Annotated in this window: 18 protein-coding genes; 8 read left to right on the forward strand and 10 right to left on the reverse strand. The window is 63.0% G+C overall.

Annotation, left to right across the window (positions count from 1 at the left end):
• The first annotated feature begins 111 nt into the window (after positions 1–111).
• Entirely contained in the window at positions 112–960 is an 849-nt protein-coding gene (locus FFS62_RS04090; protein WP_137971525.1) for a CAP domain-containing protein, read from the forward strand.
• Positions 961–991: 31 nt separating this feature from the next.
• Here FFS62_RS04090 and FFS62_RS04095 read toward each other — a convergent pair whose 3' ends face one another.
• Positions 992–1,579: an NAD(P)H-dependent oxidoreductase gene (locus tag FFS62_RS04095; RefSeq protein WP_137971526.1), complete on the reverse strand. Its 588-nt coding sequence runs from the start codon at positions 1,577–1,579 to the stop codon at positions 992–994.
• 153 nt (positions 1,580–1,732) lie between these two features.
• On the opposite strand from FFS62_RS04095, the gene FFS62_RS04100 reads away from it, so the two are divergent.
• Positions 1,733–2,023 carry a putative quinol monooxygenase gene (locus tag FFS62_RS04100; RefSeq protein ID WP_137971527.1) on the forward strand — a complete coding sequence of 97 codons (291 nt, stop codon included), beginning with the start codon at positions 1,733–1,735 and terminating at the stop codon, positions 2,021–2,023.
• Here the strand turns inward: FFS62_RS04100 and FFS62_RS04105 are convergent.
• A complete protein-coding gene (locus FFS62_RS04105; RefSeq protein ID WP_137971528.1) occupies positions 2,020–2,454 on the reverse strand; it encodes a helix-turn-helix domain-containing protein in 435 nt (144 codons plus the stop codon). The two genes, FFS62_RS04100 and FFS62_RS04105, sit on opposite strands and share 4 nt — an antisense overlap.
• A 74-nt stretch (positions 2,455–2,528) precedes the next feature.
• On the opposite strand from FFS62_RS04105, the gene FFS62_RS04110 reads away from it, so the two are divergent.
• The gene (locus FFS62_RS04110) at positions 2,529–3,017 is read left to right on the forward strand and encodes a DUF2938 domain-containing protein (protein WP_137971529.1); all 489 of its coding nucleotides are present in this window, start codon (positions 2,529–2,531) and stop codon (positions 3,015–3,017) included.
• A gap of 55 nt (positions 3,018–3,072) precedes the next feature.
• Here FFS62_RS04110 and FFS62_RS04115 read toward each other — a convergent pair whose 3' ends face one another.
• Together FFS62_RS04115 and FFS62_RS04120 are read right to left on the reverse strand one after the other, a co-directional pair.
• A complete protein-coding gene (locus FFS62_RS04115) occupies positions 3,073–5,088 on the reverse strand; it encodes a U32 family peptidase (protein ID WP_137971530.1) in 2,016 nt (671 codons plus the stop codon).
• 125 nt (positions 5,089–5,213) lie between these two features.
• Complete coding sequence (locus tag FFS62_RS04120) at positions 5,214–5,513, reverse strand: hypothetical protein (protein ID WP_137971531.1); 300 nt, start codon at positions 5,511–5,513, stop codon at positions 5,214–5,216.
• Positions 5,514–5,698: 185 nt separating this feature from the next.
• On the opposite strand from FFS62_RS04120, the gene FFS62_RS04125 reads away from it, so the two are divergent.
• Positions 5,699–6,361, forward strand: coding sequence for a twin-arginine translocation pathway signal protein (locus tag FFS62_RS04125; RefSeq protein WP_137971532.1), 663 nt, complete (start codon positions 5,699–5,701; stop codon positions 6,359–6,361).
• 169 nt (positions 6,362–6,530) lie between these two features.
• Complete coding sequence (locus FFS62_RS04130; RefSeq protein WP_171016262.1) at positions 6,531–7,541, forward strand: sterol desaturase family protein; 1,011 nt, start codon at positions 6,531–6,533, stop codon at positions 7,539–7,541.
• An 82-nt stretch (positions 7,542–7,623) separates the two neighbouring features.
• Here the strand turns inward: FFS62_RS04130 and FFS62_RS04135 are convergent, their stop codons facing one another.
• The 3 genes from FFS62_RS04135 to FFS62_RS04145 all read right to left on the reverse strand — a co-directional run bounded on the left by FFS62_RS04135 (position 7,624) and on the right by FFS62_RS04145 (position 9,598).
• Complete coding sequence (locus FFS62_RS04135; protein WP_137971534.1) at positions 7,624–8,061, reverse strand: hypothetical protein; 438 nt, start codon at positions 8,059–8,061, stop codon at positions 7,624–7,626.
• A gap of 48 nt (positions 8,062–8,109) precedes the next feature.
• Positions 8,110–8,802 (reverse strand): GNAT family N-acetyltransferase, encoded by a 693-nt coding sequence (locus FFS62_RS04140; protein WP_137971535.1) that lies wholly within the window; start codon positions 8,800–8,802, stop codon positions 8,110–8,112.
• A 94-nt stretch (positions 8,803–8,896) separates the two neighbouring features.
• Complete coding sequence (locus FFS62_RS04145) at positions 8,897–9,598, reverse strand: FMN-dependent NADH-azoreductase (protein ID WP_137971536.1); 702 nt, start codon at positions 9,596–9,598, stop codon at positions 8,897–8,899.
• A 119-nt stretch (positions 9,599–9,717) separates the two neighbouring features.
• Between FFS62_RS04145 and FFS62_RS04150 the strand changes: the two genes are divergently transcribed.
• From FFS62_RS04150 to FFS62_RS04160, 3 genes are all read left to right on the forward strand, one after another.
• Positions 9,718–10,617 (forward strand): LysR substrate-binding domain-containing protein, encoded by a 900-nt coding sequence (locus FFS62_RS04150; protein ID WP_137971537.1) that lies wholly within the window; start codon positions 9,718–9,720, stop codon positions 10,615–10,617.
• 141 nt (positions 10,618–10,758) lie between these two features.
• Entirely contained in the window at positions 10,759–10,950 is a 192-nt protein-coding gene (locus FFS62_RS04155; protein WP_137971538.1) for a CsbD family protein, read from the forward strand.
• A gap of 337 nt (positions 10,951–11,287) precedes the next feature.
• A complete protein-coding gene (locus FFS62_RS04160) occupies positions 11,288–11,557 on the forward strand; it encodes a DUF2798 domain-containing protein (protein ID WP_137971539.1) in 270 nt (89 codons plus the stop codon).
• 694 nt (positions 11,558–12,251) lie between these two features.
• Here FFS62_RS04160 and FFS62_RS04170 read toward each other — a convergent pair.
• The 3 genes from FFS62_RS04170 to FFS62_RS04180 all read right to left on the reverse strand — a co-directional run bounded on the left by FFS62_RS04170 (position 12,252) and on the right by FFS62_RS04180 (position 18,292).
• Positions 12,252–13,628: a HEAT repeat domain-containing protein gene (locus FFS62_RS04170; protein ID WP_137971540.1), complete on the reverse strand. Its 1,377-nt coding sequence runs from the start codon at positions 13,626–13,628 to the stop codon at positions 12,252–12,254.
• 158 nt (positions 13,629–13,786) lie between these two features.
• The gene (locus FFS62_RS04175) at positions 13,787–15,031 is read right to left on the reverse strand and encodes a ribonucleotide-diphosphate reductase subunit beta (RefSeq protein ID WP_137972223.1); all 1,245 of its coding nucleotides are present in this window, start codon (positions 15,029–15,031) and stop codon (positions 13,787–13,789) included.
• Positions 15,032–15,409: 378 nt separating this feature from the next.
• Complete coding sequence (locus FFS62_RS04180; protein WP_137971541.1) at positions 15,410–18,292, reverse strand: ribonucleoside-diphosphate reductase subunit alpha; 2,883 nt, start codon at positions 18,290–18,292, stop codon at positions 15,410–15,412.
• Between the last annotated feature and the right edge of the window lie 148 nt (positions 18,293–18,440).

Consider the following 18,440-nt stretch of genomic DNA (forward strand, 5'->3'; position numbering starts at 1 on the left):
TCCATTGCTCGGGAACGCGACGGTAGTCTGCTGGTCTTCAGCGGGCAAGCTCGGCATTTCCCGGCGCCGCCATAAGCGGCATGATGGGGCCACAAGAACTGGGGGATTCCAATGCACCTGATGTCATCCGCTCTGCGCCTCGCCGCGCTGTCGCTCGGCCTGCTCGCCACGGCCGTACAGGCCGCCGACGAGGCCGAACTGATCGAGTCGATCAACGCCTACCGCAGCCAGGTGCAACGCTGCGCCGAACAGGCCTCGCCGGAGCTGCCGCCGCTGACCGCGGATATCCGCCTGGTACTGCCGGCCACTGGCGCTGGCGACCTACAGGACGCCCTGGCCCGCGCCGGTTACCCGATGGTCAATGTGCAGGCGATCACCCTGTCTGGCCCGCGCGATGCGGCCGCAGCCATGCAGGCGCTGCGCGAGAGCTTCTGCCAGGTGGTGCTCGACCCGCAGTTCGTCGATGTCGGCGTGAGTCGCGCGGACCGCGACTGGCGCATCGTGCTGGCACGGCCGCTGCTGGGCGGACGCCTGGGCGACTGGCAGACCGAAGGCAAGAAGCTGCTGGCGGAGATCAACGTGGCCCGCGGCCAGGCGCGCAGTTGTGGCGAGCAGCCCTTCGCCGCCGCCGCGCCGCTGGCCTGGAACGACCTGCTGGGCAGCACGGCCGAGGCGCACAGCCGGGCCATGGCCAACGGCAATTTCTTCGACCACCGCGACCGCGACGGCCGCACGCCCGGTGACCGCGCCGAACTGGCCGGCTACAGCGGCCAGCGCATCGGTGAGAACCTCGCCGCCGGGCGCGACAGCGCGCGCAACGTGGTCGATGGCTGGCTGGCCAGCCCCGGCCATTGCGCCAACCTCATGAGCCCCGAACTCAGCGAGCTGGGCGCCGCCTACGCGGTGGACCCGAAGAGCGACGCCGGCATCTACTGGACGGCGCTGTTCGGCGCACCCTGAGCCAGAGCGGCGCTGGCCCGCTAGCGGGCCGTCACAGCGCCTTGACCACCTCCGCCAGGTGCTGTTCGTAGCGGGCGACGTCGCGCTCGATGTTCGGCATCTTCATCACGTCGGTGCTGAGGAAGGTCGGCAGGGCGCTCATGCCGAGGAACTGGTTGGCCTTGTGGAAGGGGAAGTACACCGCGTCCACGCCCCTGGCCTCGAAGAAGTCGGTGGGGTCGTCAAAGGCCTGCTGCGGGGCGTTCCAGGTCAGCGACAGCATGTACTTCTTGCCGTGGATCAGGCCGCCGCTGCCGTACTTCTGCGAGGCGTCCGAGCGGGTGCGGCCGTCGTTGGCGTAGAGGCTGCCGTGGCCGGCGGTGAATACCTCGTCGAGGTACTTCTTGACGGTCCAGGGTGTACCCATCCACCAGCCGGGCATCTGGTAGATCACCAGGTCGGCCCAGAGGAACTTCTGCACTTCGTCCTCGATGTCGTAGCCGCCGTCGATGAAGGTGGTCTTGACGTCGAAACCGGCGCGGTCGAGATAGGCCACGGCTGCGTCGTGCAGGGTGGCGTTGTAGCGGCCGTCGGAATGGGCGAACTGCTTGCCGCCGTTGAGGAGCAGAATCTTTTTCATGGGAGCCTCCGGGCATATCGAATGGCCGGCAGGTTACGCAGGCGCTGCCACTGGAAACAGCCGCTCACGGGCAAATGATTGTTGCTGACAAGTCATGAATGCTTATGGGTCTATTGCGCTAGGGTGTGCCCATCACTCATCCCGGAGCGCACCATGTACGGCTTTATCCTTCACGCCCATACCAAGCCCGAGCAGGCCGAGGCCTTCGAGCAGCTGTTCCGCGCCTATGTCGAGCCCAGCCGCGCCGAGGCCGGCTGCGTGCAGTACCACATGCTGCGCGACGCGGCCGATCCAACGCTGTTCATCTTCTTCGAGGTCTGGGCCTCGCGGCAGGCCTTCGCCGAGCACACGGCCCTGCCGCACATGCGCGAGTTCAGCGCGCGGCGCATGGACTACCTGCGCCGCGACTTCGAGATCCGCGAGATCGAGCTGCTCAGCGCCTAGCGCTTCTCTGGCACCGGCGGCGTGTGCTTGCTCTTCGCCGCCTGCTTGGCAGCGATGCCCATCAGGCGCTGGAACTTGGGGCAGGCCAGGTGATTCTCGGCCGGACAGACCGCGGCGTGGCGCAGGCCATCGCGAATGGCCGACAGACGCTTGATGGTCAGGTCCAGCTGGTCCGCTTTGTTTTCCAGCAACTGTCGGTCGATGGCCGGACCGTTCTCGGCCGCTAGCATCTCGGCGATATCGTCCAGCGAGAACCCGGCGGTGCGGCCCAAAGCGATCAGCGACAAACGCTGCAGCACCGACTCGCCGAATACCCGCTTCAATCCGCTGCGGCCGATGGAGCGGATCAGGCCCTTTTCCTCGTAGTAGCGCAGGGTCGAGGCTGGCAGGCCGGACCAGCGTGCGACCTTGCCGATATCCATCTCTTTCATCGCTTGACCTCAAGTCGACTTGAACTGGCAGCCTTGTTTCGAAGGCTTTTCAGACAGGGTAGATGGAGGTGGCTATGGCAGTCGAGATGATCGTGCAGGCAAGCGTTCTAGGCATCGGCGCGACGCTGGTGATGGACCTGTGGGCGCTGGTGCGGCGGCGCTTCTTCGGAGTACCAGCGCTGGACTATGGGCTGGTCGGACGCTGGCTGGGGCATATGCGTACCGGCCGTTTTCGTCACGCGGCGATCGGCAAGGCGCCGGCGGTAAGGGGCGAACGACCGCTGGGCTGGGCCTTTCACTACCTGACCGGGCTGGTGTTCGCCGGGCTGTTCCTGGCACTGGTGGGTAACGACTGGCTGCAGTGGCCGACACCGTGGCCGGCGCTGCTGTTCGGTGCGCTCACCTTGGCAGCGCCGCTGCTGCTGATGCAGCCAGCGTTCGGTATGGGCATCGCCGCCTCGCGCACGCCGAACCCCTGGCAGGTCCGGTCGCGGGCGCTGGTCACCCATCTGGTCTTCGGCCTGGGCCTGTACCTGACGGGCTGGCTAGTGGCTCAGTTGTAGCCCGGATGCAATCCGGGGCCGGGCGTTTCCCGGATTGCATCCGGGCTACCGCGGCCTAGTGGCTGTAGCCGGTCGGCTTGTTGCGGATTGTCTTCAGCAGGTCTTCCGGGCTGATGCTGGCGACCATCTTGCTGTGGGCTGCGCTACCCGGTTGCGGCTGGTTGAGGATATGGCCCTTCATCTTGCCGATGATGTGCATCTCGCACGGCTTGCAGTCGAACTTCAGGGTCAGCACCTCGTCGCCGTGGATCAGCTGCATCGGCTGCACCTTGGTGCGCACGCCGGTGACGCCCTTGGCCTGCTTGGGGCACAGGTTGAAGGAGAAGCGCAGGCAGTGCTTGGTGATCATCACCGGCACTTCGCCTTCTTCCTCGTGGGCCTCGTAGGCCGCGTCGATCAGCTGCACGCCGTGGCGATGGTAGAAGTCGCGGGCCTTCTGGTTGTAGACGTTGTAGAGGAACGACAGGTGCGACTCCGGGTACACCGGCGGCGGAGTGGTCTCGGCCTTGCGCTTGCCGCGCGGGTGGGCGGCGACGCGGGCTTCGGTGAGCTTGTCGACGGCCTCGCGGCGTAGCGCCTTGAGCTGCGAGTTGGGCACGAAGAACGCGTGCGGGGCGTCCAGCGCCACGTCGAGGGCGTGGTATTCGGTTGTGCCGAGCTGGGTCAGCAGGTCGCGCAGGCCATCCAGCGCCTGTTCCGGCTTGTTGGCCACGCCGAACGGGCCGGGCAGGGCTGCCTCCACGGCGATGCCTTCTTCGCTGGTGGCGGTCAGCTTGAGCTGTTCTTCGCGCAGTTCGGCCTTCCAGCTGACGCCGATACGGCGCTCGGCGGAGGTCTTGAGCAGTGCCTGCTGCCAATTGTGATCCAGGTTGCGCGACAGCGGATGGTTGGGGCGCAGGCGGAACAGGCCCTCGGGCATCTCGTTGGGTTCGACGCGGTAGCGGTAGCGCTTTTCGCCGTCTTCCTCGAACTCGTTCTTCAGCTCGGCGATGTTGGCGCGGAAGCCCACCACCTCGCGCTTGACCAGTACGTTGAGGCCGTCGCCATTGGACAGCGGCTCGTGGGTGACGGCGATCAGGTCGCGCTTGTTGACCTTCTCCACATTGCCCACGGCCAGGCCGGTGAAGGTCGGCGAGTCGAAGGCGCCGATGTCGACCTTGCGGTCGGTGACGAAGTAGTCGGTGCTGCCGCGGTGGAAGGTCTTGTCCGGATCGGGCAGGAAGAAGTGCGCGGTGCGGCCGCTGGAGGCGCGGGCCAGGTCCGGGCGGTCTTCGAGGATGGCGTCGAGTTCCTTGCGGTAGTGGGCGGTGATGTTCTTCACGTAGCCCATGTCCTTGTAGCGCCCCTCGATCTTGAACGAGCGCACGCCGGCTTCGACCAGCGCGCGCAGGTTGGCGCTCTGGTTGTTGTCCTTCATCGACAGCAGGTGCTTCTCGAAGGCCACCACGCGGCCCTGGTCGTCCTTCAGGGTGTACGGCAGGCGGCAGGCCTGCGAGCAGTCGCCGCGGTTGGCGCTGCGCCCGGTCTGCGCATGGGAGATGTTGCACTGGCCGGAGAAGGCCACGCACAGCGCGCCATGGATGAAGAACTCGATGGAGGCGTCAGTGGCGTCGGCGATGCTGCGGATTTCCTGCAGGTTCAGCTCGCGCGCCAGTACCAGCTGGGAGAAACCGGCCTGGTCGAGAAACTTGGCCCGGTCCAGGGTACGGATGTCGGTCTGGGTACTGGCATGCAGCTCGATCGGCGGAATATCCAGTTCCATCACGCCCATGTCCTGCACGATCAGCGCATCGACGCCGGCGTCGTAGAGCTGGTGGATCAGCGTGCGCACCTGCTCCAGCTCGTCGTCGTGGAAGATGGTGTTGAGGGTGGTGAACACCCGCGCGTGGTAGCGGCGGGCGAACTTCACCAGCTCGGCGATATCGCTCACCTCGTTGCAGGCATTGTGCCGCGCGCCGAAGCTCGGCCCGCCGATATAGATAGCATCGGCTCCATGCAGGATGGCCTCCCGCGCGATGGCTACATCACGGGCAGGGCTGAGCAGTTCCAGATGGTTCTTGGGCAGGGACATGGTGTTTCTTCTTTATCGGCGTGGCACGGCAAGGCGCGCATTGTAGCGGGGCGAGGAGAGGGTGGCACCCCGAGGTGCCGGGTGGTTGCGGCGGGCGGCCCGTTGGGCGGGCCGGGAAAGCGGTGCTACTGCACGTTGCCGAGGCGCTGGTCAGTGAACACGCACACCACGCCGGCGCGGTTGTGCATCACCTGGTGGTCGAAGTCGCAGTAAGCGGCGGCGACGCTCAGGGCCATCTGTTCGCTGATCAGCTGGCCGTCATCGGGGCGGAACCAGGCCATCTGGCCGGCCTTGCAGCGTTCGGCCTGAGGGTCGGTGTTGTAGATGCAGATCTTGCTCTGGGTTTCGTTCTGCTCCTGGTCGAAGCAGGCGCCGAGGGAGAAGGCGGCGGCGCTGAGCAGGCAGAGGCGGGCGAGGGTATGCATGGTCGGGTCCTGGTGATTACGAAAGGGCTTTAGGGCCGCGCGGCGGAGGAAGGTTCCTCGCTTGCCGCTCCGCTTCGTGCAACTGTGAACCCTGCACGCGGCGAGCGCGGATGAACGGCGCAGCGGCACCGGTAGCGGCGGCCTAGGCTGAACGAAGCGCAGCGTCGGCGAGCCGGGAGGTTGGCGTGGACAAGCAGCGAAAGGCAGGCGCCGGCCTCTCTCGGCGCCATTTCCTCTGCGGTGGTGCGATGTTCCTGGGCGGTGGCCTGCTGGCCGCGCCGGCCCTGGCGAAGCAGCTCTGCCGACCCACCGAGAGCGATATCCTCGGGCCCTACTACCGCTTCGGCGCGCCCTTCCTGGCCAGACTGGCCGGGCCGGAGGAGGCCGGCGAACGTCTGGTGGTCAGCGGCACGGTGCTCAGCGCCGACTGCCGCACCCCGGTACCCAATGCCCTGGTCGAAATCTGGCAGGCCAACGGCGCCGGCGTGTATGACACCCAGACTCCCGGCAACTACACCGACAAGGGCCGCTTCCAGCTGCGCGGCATGCTCTACACCGATGCCCAGGGCCGCTACCACATCGAGACGGTGATGCCCGGTCGCTACCCGGTGCCGCCGAACCTGCCCGGGCTGGAGCAGTACGGCGGAATCACCCGGCCGGCGCATATCCACTTCCGGGTGATGGAGGCGCTGCACGTGCCGGTGACCCTGCAGCTGTACTTCGCCGGCGACCCCTTCATCGCCAAGGACCCCTGGGCCAGCCAGCATCCGGACAATGTGATCGCGTTGGAGATGGCGGAAGCAGGGCGGCGTGGGGTGTTCGATATCGTGTTGGCGCGAGGTTTCTAGCGCAGGGGCAGTGCCGTACGGCGTTGTGCCCGACCCGATGACGGGCGGGTGATCCACTCCTGAAATTGCAGAGTCTCCTAGCCATGAGCTGAGGGGGATAAATTCTCATTTGCCAACGAGATCGACTTGCCTATCATGGCTGCCGCTTTCAATGGGGAGGGCGCCGGACGTGGACGAGTTGTCGCTTGCCTACGAGCAGCTGAGCTGGCTGCTGGCTGCAGTGGTTAAGCAATTCAAGGGGCTGTTCGACCTCAACGGGCGCATCGGTGCGTTCTTCATTGGCCTGTCCTACGGCACCGCCTACTTCCTGTACCGCTGGCGCCGGCGGCAGGGGCTGACCGAGGCGCCTTCCTTCTGGCAGTTCCTCGGCGGCTGGCGCGTGCATCTGCATCCGTCTGCCCTGCTGGATTACCGCTACTACTTCGTGCGCGCCCTGCTCAAGGTGCTGCTGGTGGTGCCCATTATCGGGCTGGTCGATCCCTACGTGCTGCGTTCGGCCGACTACGTGGCCTTCTTCACCCAACTCTGGGGCGCCCGCCCGCAACTGGGGGAGAATCTGGGCCTGAGCCTGCTCTATGGCCTGGGCGTGTTCCTGATCAGTGACTTCGCCAGCTACTGGAGCCACCGCGCCTTCCATTCGCGCTGGCTGTGGGAATTCCACAAGGTGCATCACTCGGCGCCGGTACTGGTGCCGCTGACGGCCAGCCGCGTGCATTTCCTCGAGAAGCTCGCCGACAACCTGCTCACCGCCGTGCTGCTCGGTGCCTATGCCGGGTCGTTCTGGTACCTGTGCGGTGGCGAGGTCAGTCGCTACACCCTGTTCGGCGTGACCTATCTGGTGTTCATCTTCAACAGCCTGGCCGCCAACCTGCGTCACAGCCAGGTCTGGCTATCGTTCGGCCCGCTGCTGGAGCACGTCATCAACAGCCCGGCGCAGCACCAGATCCACCACAGCGATGCGCCGCGGCACTTCCACAAGAACTTCGGCACCAATCTGTCGATCTGGGACTGGATGTTCGGCACGCTCTACACCACCACGTCCGAACCGGAGCGGCTCAACTTCGGCACTGCCGAGCGCGACCCGCATCGCTATCTCTCGCTCTACAGCCTGATCGTGCTGCCCTTCGTCGACACTGCGCGCAAAGCGCTCGCCGCCCGCCAGCGGCGGGTGCCGGGCTGAGCGCCGTCGGTGGCCGAGCAGGCCGTCGGATACGCCCCTGTCTTATCGGATGAGCTGCCCGAGCATGCGCAGGCTGGGTCGGTCAGCGGATATCTCCGCAGAAGATGTCGTAACCGCCGTCGGACGCTGACGTGCGCAGCACTAGCGCATGGGGCGCGGCGCGCAGCGTGGCCAGCGGCACCTTGGCGGTGCGCGACAGACGCCAGCCATCGGCCGAGCCCCGGTGCTGGGTCAGCAGCGTGTCGTTCAGCTCGTAGGCCGGTTGCGCGCCTGGCTGCTGGCAGCTGCCCGGGTAGATGAAGGCCAGCAGGCGCACCGGCAGCGTCACGCCGAAGGGCACGCCGCTGACGAAGGCCGACATATCGGTCACATCGCCCCGCGGCGAGAGGGTCGCCTGGCCGATCCTGCCGGAGTTCTTCGCGGTGCCGGCCAGCTTGACCTGAACGTGCTCGCCGGAGCCGCCACTGGCGCAGCCAGCCAAGGCGAGGGCGAGCAAAAGCGTGATAGTGATTCCGTGCATGCTGGGCTCCTGTGCGGTTCTGCGAACAGTCTAGTGCCCCGATGCTGCTCAGTGCAGGCGCGTGTTGCGGCGTTCCTCGACCACCGCCTCGGCCTGGCGGGCCAATTGGTCGAGCAGACGGTCACGCTGCTTCTCGGCGTCACGCATGGCCTTTTGGCCATGCTGTTTGACCAGGTAGGCGTGGATCTGCCCGACCTCCTTGGACTGGAAGATCGGCGCCAGGTCCTGTACCGCGACCAGGCCGTCCGAGGCGTGGTCGCGGCTGTTCATCAGCACCTGCGGCCCGCGTGCGGCCAGCACCCGGAAGCCCAGGGCCTCGAAGGTCGGCACGCGGCTCGCCACGCAGGCCAGCGCGGCGTGCGGGTGGAGCAGCTGCATCTGCTGCAGCATGGCGCGGGCGATGCCCTGGCGGCGCTGGCTGGCCTGCACGGCCATGTAGGCCAAGGTGCAGGCGTGCGGGTCATCCGCGCTGGGCAGGTAGAGGGCGAAGCCCAGCACCTGGGATGGATCCTGATCGTCGAGCGCGAGAATCAGTCGGGCGCTGCTCTCCGGCTCGCTGCCCATGGCCTGCAGGTACAGGTGCACCTCGAAGCCGATCACGTACTGGTACAGCTGGTAGAGCGGGTTGCTGGGCGTCAGCGGGGCGGGGCTGATGTCGCTGAAGTAGTCGACCACCATCTGCAGCACCTGGCTCTTCAGCGACTCGGGCGGCGGGGTGGTCAGGTGGGTGAGGGTGAACATCGGCAGGGTGGCTCCGGGGCGGGGAGGCCCGCTTGGGAATCGGCGGGGCGGTATTGTAGCGTCCGCCGCCGCCGATGTTTCCTACAAGCCCTTCTCAGGCCGGCTCCGGCGTACGCCGCGCCTGCAATTCCTCCTGCAAATGCTCCACCAGCGCATCGACCTGGCTCATGGCCTGGGCCACCGACGCGGCCAGCAGCTCGCCGCCGACTTCCTGGCCCTCGATGGCGATCTGGTGTACGCGGGTGATGCCGATGAAGCCGAGGGCGGTGACCAGACTGGATTCCAGATGGTTCATGTGCGCCATCTGCCCGCCCGCGTCGAAGCCCACGCCGCCACGGGCCGTGAGGATCACCGCGTGCCGGGGCCGGTCGGCCAGCAGTGGGATGTACGGATCGAGCGGTTTGCTGGCGTCGAACGCCACGGTGCGGTCGGTGCGCACGATCTGGTCGATCCACGCCTTGAGCACGGCCGGCATGCTGAAGTTGTACAGCGGCGTGCCGATCACCAGCACGTCCGCCGCCAGCAGCTCGTCGATCAGCATCTCGCTCTCCTGCAGCGTGTCGTTCATCCACGGCTCGCGCTGCTCATCTGCGGTGAAGGCGGCGGCAATCCAGTCGTGGTCGATGATGGTCGGCGGGTTCTGGCCGATGTCGCGGTAGGTGAGGCTGTCCTGTGCGCGGCGGGCCAGCCACTGGCTGACGAAGCGCTGGCTCAGGTTGCGGCTGTGCGAGCCGTGCAGGTCCTTGCCGGCGAGGCCGGGGCGGGCGCTGGCATCCAGGTGCAGTAAGTGCGGCATGTCGAGTCTCCTGCTTGAAGTTGTGCTCATCTGTATTTCGCAGCAGACTCAGGCTATGGCCGCCGGATAGTGGCGACAAGCGATCATTATTTTTCGATATGCCTGAGAGGAATTCATCCATGAGCCAGCGCTGGCTACCCTCGCTCTCGGCCCTGCGCGCCTTCGAGGCCGCCGCTCGCCACGAGAGTGCCAAGCAGGCCGCGGAAGAACTCTCGGTGACTGCCACGGCGATCAGCCACCAGATTCGCGCGCTGGAGGAGTCGCTCGGCGTGGCGCTGTTCCTGCGCAAGCCGCGCCGGCTGGAACTGACCGCCCAGGGCCGCGAGCTGCAGCAGACGCTGGAATCGGCGTTCGACAGCATCAGCGCCACGGCCATGCGCCTCAGCGCGCTGCCCTGCCGCCAGGCCATTACCCTCAGCACCACGCCGGCGGTGGCGGTGCGCTGGCTGCTGTCCTGGGTCTGCCTGTTGCGCGAATCCCATCCGGATATCGACCTGCGCATCCACGCCTCGCACGAACCGGTGGCGCTGGATGGCGTCACCGCGGACATCGCCATCCGCTACGGCGACGGCCGCTGGCCGGGGCTGGTGGCGGAGAAGCTGTTCGACAACACCTTCATCCCTGCCTGCAGCCCGCGCCTCGGTTTGCAGGATGCTGCGGAGCTGCCCAGGCATACGCTGATTCACTTCCGTAACCAGGCCGTGGTCTCGTCGCCGCTGGACTGGGCGCTGTGGCAGAAGCAGGCCAAGGTGCCGGGGCTGGATGTCAGCGCCGGGCTGGTGTTCTCCGACGAGACCCACGCGGTCTCGGCGGCCATCGGCGGGCAGGGGGTGGCGCTGATGAGCCGGCAGCTGATCGAGGATGAGCTGAGGGAGGGGCGGTTGGTGCAGCCATTCGGGCCGGAGGTTCAGGGCAAGCCGTTCTTCCTGGTGTACCCGGAGAGCCGACGGGACGATCCGGCCATTCGAGCGGTGCGCGATTGGGTTATGACCGTGCCTGGAGGGCTTTGTACGCCGTAGGTCGGGCGACTATCGCCGCATCAGTGGTGTTTGGTAGTGCGTAGGTCGGAAAGCCGCAGAGCGTTTCATTCGTCAGAAATAGGAAACGATTGAGGCAGGCAGGGCTCCACTCTCCGCAAGCCACTGAAAATGAGGTGTCACATGAGCAGCGCGAATGACAAAATCAAAGGACATGCCAACGAAGCCATCGGTAAAGTCAAAGAGGGTGTCGGTAAGGCCACCGATAATCCTCGTTTGGAGGGCAAAGGGGATGCTCAGCAAATAAAAGGCAAAGCCCAGCAGCTCAAGGGCGATGCCAAGGATGCGATCAAAAAAGGCGTCGACAAGGCCTGATAGCAAGGCTCTGGCACTTGGTAGCTGGAGTGTCGAGGCTCCATTCCCACGCCCTGCGTGGGAATGCTCAGGGTTATCCACCCTAACGTGGCCCGCATTGGGGTGATGAAACCGCGAAGCGTTTTCCACCGGGATATCCGGGCTACCTGCCAGACGGTTCCGTTCGTCTTGCCAGCCGTTCGCTGGGCGGTTTAGCATCGCCCCGTCCACGCGTTCCGCGTCGACCGTAAGCGTTCACGTCAACCAACGCGCCCCATCAACTCCGGCATTGCCGGGGCTGTTTGCCCGTATGCGGGCGAAAGGCGCCTTTGCTTGACCGGACTCAGGAGATCACTCCATGAACGCTTCTACCAAATCCACCATTGTCTTCGGCATTCCCAAGCTTCCTGCGCGTTATGGCGCATGGGTGATGCCGCTGCTGCTATCAATTTTCATGACCTGCATCGTGTCCTTGATCAGTACGTTCAAGGGCATCGGTTGGTCGCCGCAGTTTGCCCTCAAGTGGCTCGCCGCTTGGGGGCTTTCTTGGGTGATCGCGTTTCCCGTTTTGTTGCTGGTGTTGCCGTTGGTGCGGAGGGCGACGATGGTGCTGGTTAGGGCTAGCTGACGGCGGTGTATTCAGGCCGAGATCGCTTTGGCGGCTCGGCCTGATCTTGGGCTCTGGGGATTTCGTGCCGCTGCTCGTTATTGCGTGTGATTTGGCAGTGGTTCCGCCCTGCTGGGCGGGTTCCTTTTGGCAGTCGCCCCAAAAGGAACCAAAAGGTCTTGCCCCGCCATCCGGCCCTGCGCTTCGCTCCGGGTTCGTTCGCTCCATCATTGCTCCGAGGGTCGGCTTACAAGGGCCATCCATGGCCCTTTAAGCCTTTCGCCGCATCCATGCGGCTCACCCCTCTACACAACGATTCCGCTCACCCTCCTGAAGGGGCGTTTGGCGTTGCCTGAGGGCACGGTGTTGTTTCTGTAGGGTGTTACTCGCCCGAAGGGCAGTACACCGTTCCGGTGTGGTGGGCTGCCTGCGGCGAGACCACCCTACAAAGCAATTCCTGCGAACTCCATCAGGGGCGCGCAGCGCTCAGAGAAACCATCAAGCAACTCGGAGCCCGAGTCCCCGGAAGGAGGGGAGTCGAGCGTAGCGAGACCCGGATTTCGGGGTGCCCTTCTCTTTGGTTACTTTCTCTTGGGCACGCAAGAGAAAGTGACTCGCCGTAGGGCGAAAGGAGAGAACTCGTTTAGCTCAGTGGTTTAGAAAATAAATTAGGCCATTTCTGTTAGCGGATTGACTTCAAAAAAAGAATGGAAAGCTATTTAGGGGATTCGCTTAATTTGGATTGTGTTTTTATAGCATCTCTGATGTAGTGGATTTTATCGCGTGGGCTGTGCTCTAAAAGATATAACAGTAACTCCCTTGATTCAGGGCCTGGTATTTCTTCACAAGCTTTGATGACCGAGTACCCTCTGCGGAAGATTCCATCAGTGTCCGCAATCGCAGCAGCCAGAGCAGGAAATCCTTTGGGGTTGCCTAGCTTAATCAAGGTTTTTGCAACTCGTACTATGTCAGCACTTGGTTCACTTAGCAGTTCTTCAAGAGTGGCTACGCAATCAGTGTTGGTTTCATAGAGCGTTAACGCGGCGGCTTGGCGAACGTTAACGAATTCTGATTCCAGCGATTTCGTTAGCTCTGACTTGGCGTCTAGATTCTTAAGTTGGATTAGTGCATCGGTTAAATCAGTGGTGTCTCGTGGAGTACGGGATTTTTCTAGTTCTTTAATTATTGCCGGAATAGCTTCAGGGGCTTGAATTTTGGCCAGTGCAAGTGCAGTTTGCATGCTTGGAGGGAGTTTCGTTATATCAGAGATGCTGGCAGGATCGCCGATATTGGCAAGTGCGTGAAGGATGTCTGTCTGCAAATCTTTACTGATTGAGTGAGTATAGAACTCGCGCTCAAGCCCTTGGCTAGGGGCTTTCATTAGGTCGAGTAGTGGCTGGGTCGCAGACTTGTCCTTGGTTGCTCCTAGGGCTGAAATAGCAACTTTTAGAACCTCGGCGTATTGACTTTTTAGTGCGGCCAAAAGTGCGGGATTTGATTTTGGTTTTACGGAACCAACCAAAATACTCCTTAGTGCGTTAATTGCTTCGCTGTTATCCTTCTTCTTCTCCCTGGATTCAGCGCTTAGCAAGGTTATGGCTTGAATGATGTCTTGTGTCCAGGTCTCGTCGGCTTGTATTCGGATGCTATCAATCGCTGCGCTGCGAACGGTGTTCGAGCGGTGTTTCAGTCCATGGAAAAGTATTTTCTGAACATTAGGTGAGCTTATATTTCCAAGTGTCCTGTATGCTGAGCTGGCGTCATCTGATGACTTGGATTTTGTAATCTTTATAAGAGTTGGAACTGCCTCTTCTGTGTAGGTGATGAACAGCGAATTTTTCGCAATCTCACCAAGCGGGAAGGCTTCTGATGATAAGAGAAGCAGTTTTTCTGCTGAAGTGTTACACGCTACAAGTGCATGTTGGATGATCAGGAAATTCCTTTCGCTTGCAGATCTTGCGTATTCGATCAGGAATTCTATGGCGGGCTCCTTTGGAAGCTTTTCAAGCTCTGAGAAGAGCTGCTGTTCTTTTTCGTAGTCTCGCTCCTTTAGCTTTTCGAGGGACTCCAGTAAAAGAATTAAACTGCGCATTATTTGTCCTTGCGTTTATGTTAATCGCATCCTGCTGCTGTTTTTTGCTCTATAAAAAAGCCCCGCACTAGGCGGGGCTTTTAGTTTCTCTCGCTACCCCGAACATCCGTACTCAGGTAAAGCGCTTGTAATGTGTCCTAACGGCCTAGACCTAGGAATTAATCCCAGCTCAACGCACCACCAGTCTGATACTCGATTACGCGAGTCTCGAAGAAGTTCTTCTCTTTCTTCAGGTCCATGATCTCGCTCATCCACGGGAACGGGTTGCTGGTGCCCGGGTATTCCTCTTTCAGGCCGATCTGGGTCAGGCGGCGGTTGGCGATGAACTTGAGGTAGTCCTCCATCATGGCCGCGTTCATGCCCAGTACGCCGCGCGGCATAGTGTCGCGAGCGTATTCGATCTCCAGCTGGGTGCCCTGCAGGATCATCTGGGTCGCTTCGTCCTTCATCTGGGCGTCCCACAGATGCGGGTTCTCGATCTTGATCTGGTTGATCACGTCGATACCGAAGTTCAGGTGCATGGACTCGTCGCGCAGGATGTACTGGAACTGCTCGGCGGTGCCGGTCATCTTGTTGCGGCGGCCCATGGAGAGGATCTGGGTGAAGCCGCAGTAGAAGAAGATGCCTTCCAGTACGCAGTAGTAGGCGATCAGGTTGCGCAGGAACTGGCGGTCGGTTTCCGGGGTGCCGGTCTGGAACTGCGGGTCGGAGATCGAGCGGGTGTACTTGAGGCCCCAGGAGGCCTTCTTCGCGACGCTCGGGATCTCGTGGTACATGTTGAAGATCTCGCCTTCATCCATGCCCAGCGACTCGATGCAGTACTGGTAGGCGTGGGTGTGGATCGCTTCCTCGAAGGCCTGGCGCAGGATGTACTGGCGGCACTCGGGATTGGTGATCAGGCGGTACACGGCCAGCACCAGGTTGTTGGCAACCAGGCTGTCGGCGGTGGAGAAGAAGCCGAGGTTGCGCATGACGATGCGGCGCTCGTCGTCGCTGAGGCCGTCCTTGCTCTTCCACAGAGCGATGTCGGCGTTCATGTTCACTTCCTGCGGCATCCAGTGGTTGGCGCAACCATCCAGATACTTCTGCCAGGCCCAGTCGTACTTGAAGGGTACGAGCTGGTTGAGGTCGGCGCGGGCGTTGATCATCTGCTTGTCGCCGACGTGTACGCGGGCGGCGGAGCCTTCCAGATCGTCCAGACCTTCCTGGATGTCCAGGTCGTTCAGGGCCTTCTTGGCGCGGGCGACGGCGTCGGAGTCGTCGGCCGATACGGCGCGGGCGTCTTCCACGGAGCCGGCGGCTTCGTCGTCCAGTTTGTCGATGGCGGCGCCGACTACGGGAGCGGCAGGCTTGGCGGCCGCTTCGGTGGCATCTTCCTTATCGAATTCGTCCCAGCTGAGCATGGTGGTCTCCTGCTTGGTCATCGGGCCGTGTTTCTGTTCGGCCTGTATGAATGTCCAGTAATTCTGATTATGTTCCGTTGCGATCTGCACGCAAGGGTTAAACCCTGCCACCCGTCGGTGGCGCCCAGGCCCGCAGAGCGGGCGAGGGGAGTGTTCGTGGGGCTGGTTTCCCTCACCCCTGGCCCCTCTCCCGAGGGGAAAGGGGAAACAAACTGTCCGAGTTGCTTTTGGCTTTTAGCCTCGGCAACTCGGTGCAAGCGCGAAGCTGAGCGAGTGAGCGCTAGGCGCCTGGCTGGTCCGAGCCCCTGAGCGTGCTACTGCACGTGATGGGGGCGGACCTGCCGGGCAACAACGCGGGCGCCGCTCAGATTCGTGCGCTTATTGGCACGCTTCGCAGTCGGGCTGGTCGATGGCACAGGCTTTTGGCACTGGAGCCGGACCGGCCGGAGCAGCGAAGTTGCCCTCGTCGATCGCACCACTGGACACGGCGTTGAGCTTGCCGGTGTTGATGGTGGATTTCTCGGTGCTGGTGGCGGCCAGGGCACGGAGGTAGTAGGTGGTTTTCAGACCACGGAACCAGGCCATGCGGTAGGTCACGTCCAGCTTCTTGCCCGAGGCGCCGGCGATGTACAGGTTCAGCGACTGAGCCTGGTCGATCCACTTCTGGCGACGGCTGGCGGCATCGACGATCCACTTGGTTTCCACTTCGAACGCGGTGGCGTACAGGTCTTTCAGGTCCTGCGGGATGCGCTCGATTTGCTGTACGGAACCGTCGTAGTACTTCAGGTCGTTGACCATGACGCTGTCCCACAGGCCGCGGTTCTTCAGGTCGCGAACCAGGTAGGGGTTGATCACGGTGAACTCGCCGGAGAGGTTCGATTTCACGTACAGGTTCTGGTAGGTCGGTTCGATCGACTGCGACACGCCAATGATGTTGGAGATGGTCGCGGTCGGCGCGATGGCCATGATGTTGGAGTTACGGATGCCTTTCTTCACGCGCTCGCGGATCGGCGCCCAGTCCAGCGACTCGCTCAGGTCGACGTCGATGTACTTCTGGCCACGGGCCTCGATCAGGATCTGCTGGGAGTCCAGCGGCAGGATGCCCTTGGACCACAGGGAGCCTTCGAAGGTGGAGTAAGCGCCACGCTCGTCGGCCAGGTCACAGGAAGCCTGGATCGCGTAGTAGCTGATCGCTTCCATGGACTTGTCGGCGAACTCGATGGCCGCGTCGGAGCCGTAGGCGATGTGCTGCAGGTACAGGGCGTCCTGGAAGCCCATCAGGCCGAGGCCGACCGGACGGTGCTTGAGGTTGGAGTTCTTCGCCTGCGGCACGCTGTAGTAGTTGATGTCGATGACGTTATCGAGCATGCGCACAGCGGTCTTCACGGTGCGGCCGAGTTTCTCGGTGTCCAGCTTGCCGTCGACGATGTGGTTGACCAGGTTGATCGAGCCCAGGTTGCAGACGGCGATCTCGTCCTTGTTGGTGTTCAGGGTGATCTCGGTGCACAGGTTGGAGCTGTGTACCACGCCCACGTGTTGCTGCGGGCTGCGCAGGTTGCACGGGTCCTTGAAGGTCAGCCACGGGTGGCCGGTTTCGAACAGCATGGACAGCATCTTGCGCCACAGGTCTTTGGCGGCGATGGTCTTGAAGACCTTGATCTTGCCGTACTGGATCAGGGCTTCGTAGTACTCGTAGCGCTCTTCGAAGGCCTTGCCGGTCAGGTCGTGCAGGTCCGGCACTTCGGACGGGCTGAACAGGGTCCACTGGCCGTCGTCGAACACGCGCTTCATGAACAGGTCCGGAATCCAGTTCGCGGTGTTCATGTCGTGGGTACGGCGGCGATCGTCACCGGTGTTCTTGCGCAGCTCGAGGAATTCCTCGATGTCCAGGTGCCAGGTTTCCAGGTAGGCGCACACGGCGCCCTTGCGCTTGCCGCCCTGGTTCACGGCCACGGCGGTGTCGTTGACCACTTTCAGGAAGGGTACGACGCCCTGGGATTTGCCGTTGGTGCCCTTGATGTAGGAGCCCAGCGCACGCACCGGAGTCCAGTCGTTGCCCAGGCCGCCGGCGAATTTGGACAGCATGGCGTTGTCGTGGATGGCGCCGTAGATGCCCGACAGGTCGTCCGGCACGGTGGTCAGGTAGCACGAGGACAGCTGCGGGCGCAGGGTGCCAGCGTTGAACAGGGTCGGGGTCGACGCCATGTAGTCGAACGAGGACAGCAGGTTGTAGAACTCGATGGCGCGTTCTTCACGGTTCTTCGGCTCTTCGATGGCCAGGCCCATGGCCACGCGCATGAAGAACACCTGCGGCAGCTCGAAGCGGATGCCGTCCTTGTGGATGAAGTAGCGGTCGTACAGGGTCTGCAGGCCCAGGTAGGTGAACTGCTGGTCGCGCTCGTGGTTGATGGCGCGGCCCAGTTTCTCCAGGTCGTACTCTTTCAGCTTGGCGTCGATCAGCTCGAACTCGGAACCTTTCTCGACGTAGGCCGGCAAGGCCTTGGCGTAGAGGTCGGCCATCTCGTGGTGAGTGGCGCTGCTGGCGATGTCGAGGAAGCCCAGGGCCTCGGCGCGGATGTTGTCCATCAGCAGGCGGGCGGTGACGTAGGAGTAGTTCGGCTCGCGCTCGACCAGGGTACGGGCGGTCATCACCAGGGCGGTGTTGACGTCCTTCTCGGCCACGCCGTCGTACAGGTTCTTCAGGGTTTCGGACTCGATCAGCGAGCCGTCGACTTCGGCCAGGCCTTCGCAGGCCTCGCGGATGATGGTCTGCAGGCGGCCCATGTCCAGCGGCTGCACACTGCCGTCGGCCTTGGTGACGCGGATGCTCGGGTGCGGCTGGGCCACGTCGTCGCTGGCGCTCTTGCGCTTGCTGGCCTGGGCTTCGCGGTAGATCACGTAGTCGCGGGCGACCTTCTGCTCGCCGGCGCGCATCAGGGACAGTTCGACCTGGTCCTGGATCTCTTCGATGTGGATGGTGCCGCCGGACGGCATGCGGCGCTTGAAGGTGGCGGTGACCTGCTCGGTCAGGCGCGCGACGGTCTCATGGATACGCGACGAGGCGGCGGCATTGCCGCCTTCAACTGCGAGGAACGCCTTGGTGATGGCCACGGTGATCTTGTCGTCGGTGTAGGGGACGACGGTGCCGTTGCGCTTGATCACGCGCAGCTGGCCCGGGGCGGTGGCGGCCAGATCCTGACTGGATTCGGCTGCCTGCGGCGCCACGGCCTGCGGGTTCTCGCGAGTTGTGTCGGTGTGCATGAGGTTCTCCACTTCTAATTGGTTTGGACACCTGAGGTGCCTTGTGTTCATTCCATTGAAAAACGTCACGAAATCCGGCGTTCCAGCCAGGCATCGAGAAAAGCATTCTTTGGGGCAGTAAGGGCGCGGACTTCAAGCGCCTTCCTGG

It is taken from the genome of Pseudomonas sp. F(2018) (assembly GCF_005508865.1).
Classification (GTDB): Bacteria; Pseudomonadota; Gammaproteobacteria; order Pseudomonadales; family Pseudomonadaceae; genus Aquipseudomonas.

Coding starts and splice junctions, on each gene's coding strand:
- FFS62_RS04150 (WP_137971537.1), top strand. CDS start 9,718: ATGAGCCAGCGCTGGCTACCCTCGCTCTCGGCCCTGCGCGCCTTCGAG.
- FFS62_RS04140 (WP_137971535.1), bottom strand. CDS start 8,802: ATGTTCACCCTCACCCACCTGACCACCCCGCCGCCCGAGTCGCTGAAG.
- FFS62_RS04175 (WP_137972223.1), bottom strand. CDS start 15,031: ATGCTCAGCTGGGACGAATTCGATAAGGAAGATGCCACCGAAGCGGCC.
- FFS62_RS04090 (WP_137971525.1), top strand. CDS start 112: ATGCACCTGATGTCATCCGCTCTGCGCCTCGCCGCGCTGTCGCTCGGC.
- FFS62_RS04155 (WP_137971538.1), top strand. CDS start 10,759: ATGAGCAGCGCGAATGACAAAATCAAAGGACATGCCAACGAAGCCATC.
- FFS62_RS04115 (WP_137971530.1), bottom strand. CDS start 5,088: ATGTCCCTGCCCAAGAACCATCTGGAACTGCTCAGCCCTGCCCGTGAT.
- FFS62_RS04095 (WP_137971526.1), bottom strand. CDS start 1,579: ATGAAAAAGATTCTGCTCCTCAACGGCGGCAAGCAGTTCGCCCATTCC.
- FFS62_RS04145 (WP_137971536.1), bottom strand. CDS start 9,598: ATGCCGCACTTACTGCACCTGGATGCCAGCGCCCGCCCCGGCCTCGCC.
- FFS62_RS04105 (WP_137971528.1), bottom strand. CDS start 2,454: ATGAAAGAGATGGATATCGGCAAGGTCGCACGCTGGTCCGGCCTGCCA.
- FFS62_RS04160 (WP_137971539.1), top strand. CDS start 11,288: ATGAACGCTTCTACCAAATCCACCATTGTCTTCGGCATTCCCAAGCTT.
- FFS62_RS04100 (WP_137971527.1), top strand. CDS start 1,733: ATGTACGGCTTTATCCTTCACGCCCATACCAAGCCCGAGCAGGCCGAG.
- FFS62_RS04135 (WP_137971534.1), bottom strand. CDS start 8,061: ATGCACGGAATCACTATCACGCTTTTGCTCGCCCTCGCCTTGGCTGGC.
- FFS62_RS04170 (WP_137971540.1), bottom strand. CDS start 13,628: ATGCGCAGTTTAATTCTTTTACTGGAGTCCCTCGAAAAGCTAAAGGAG.
- FFS62_RS04110 (WP_137971529.1), top strand. CDS start 2,529: ATGGCAGTCGAGATGATCGTGCAGGCAAGCGTTCTAGGCATCGGCGCG.
- FFS62_RS04180 (WP_137971541.1), bottom strand. CDS start 18,292: ATGCACACCGACACAACTCGCGAGAACCCGCAGGCCGTGGCGCCGCAG.
- FFS62_RS04120 (WP_137971531.1), bottom strand. CDS start 5,513: ATGCATACCCTCGCCCGCCTCTGCCTGCTCAGCGCCGCCGCCTTCTCC.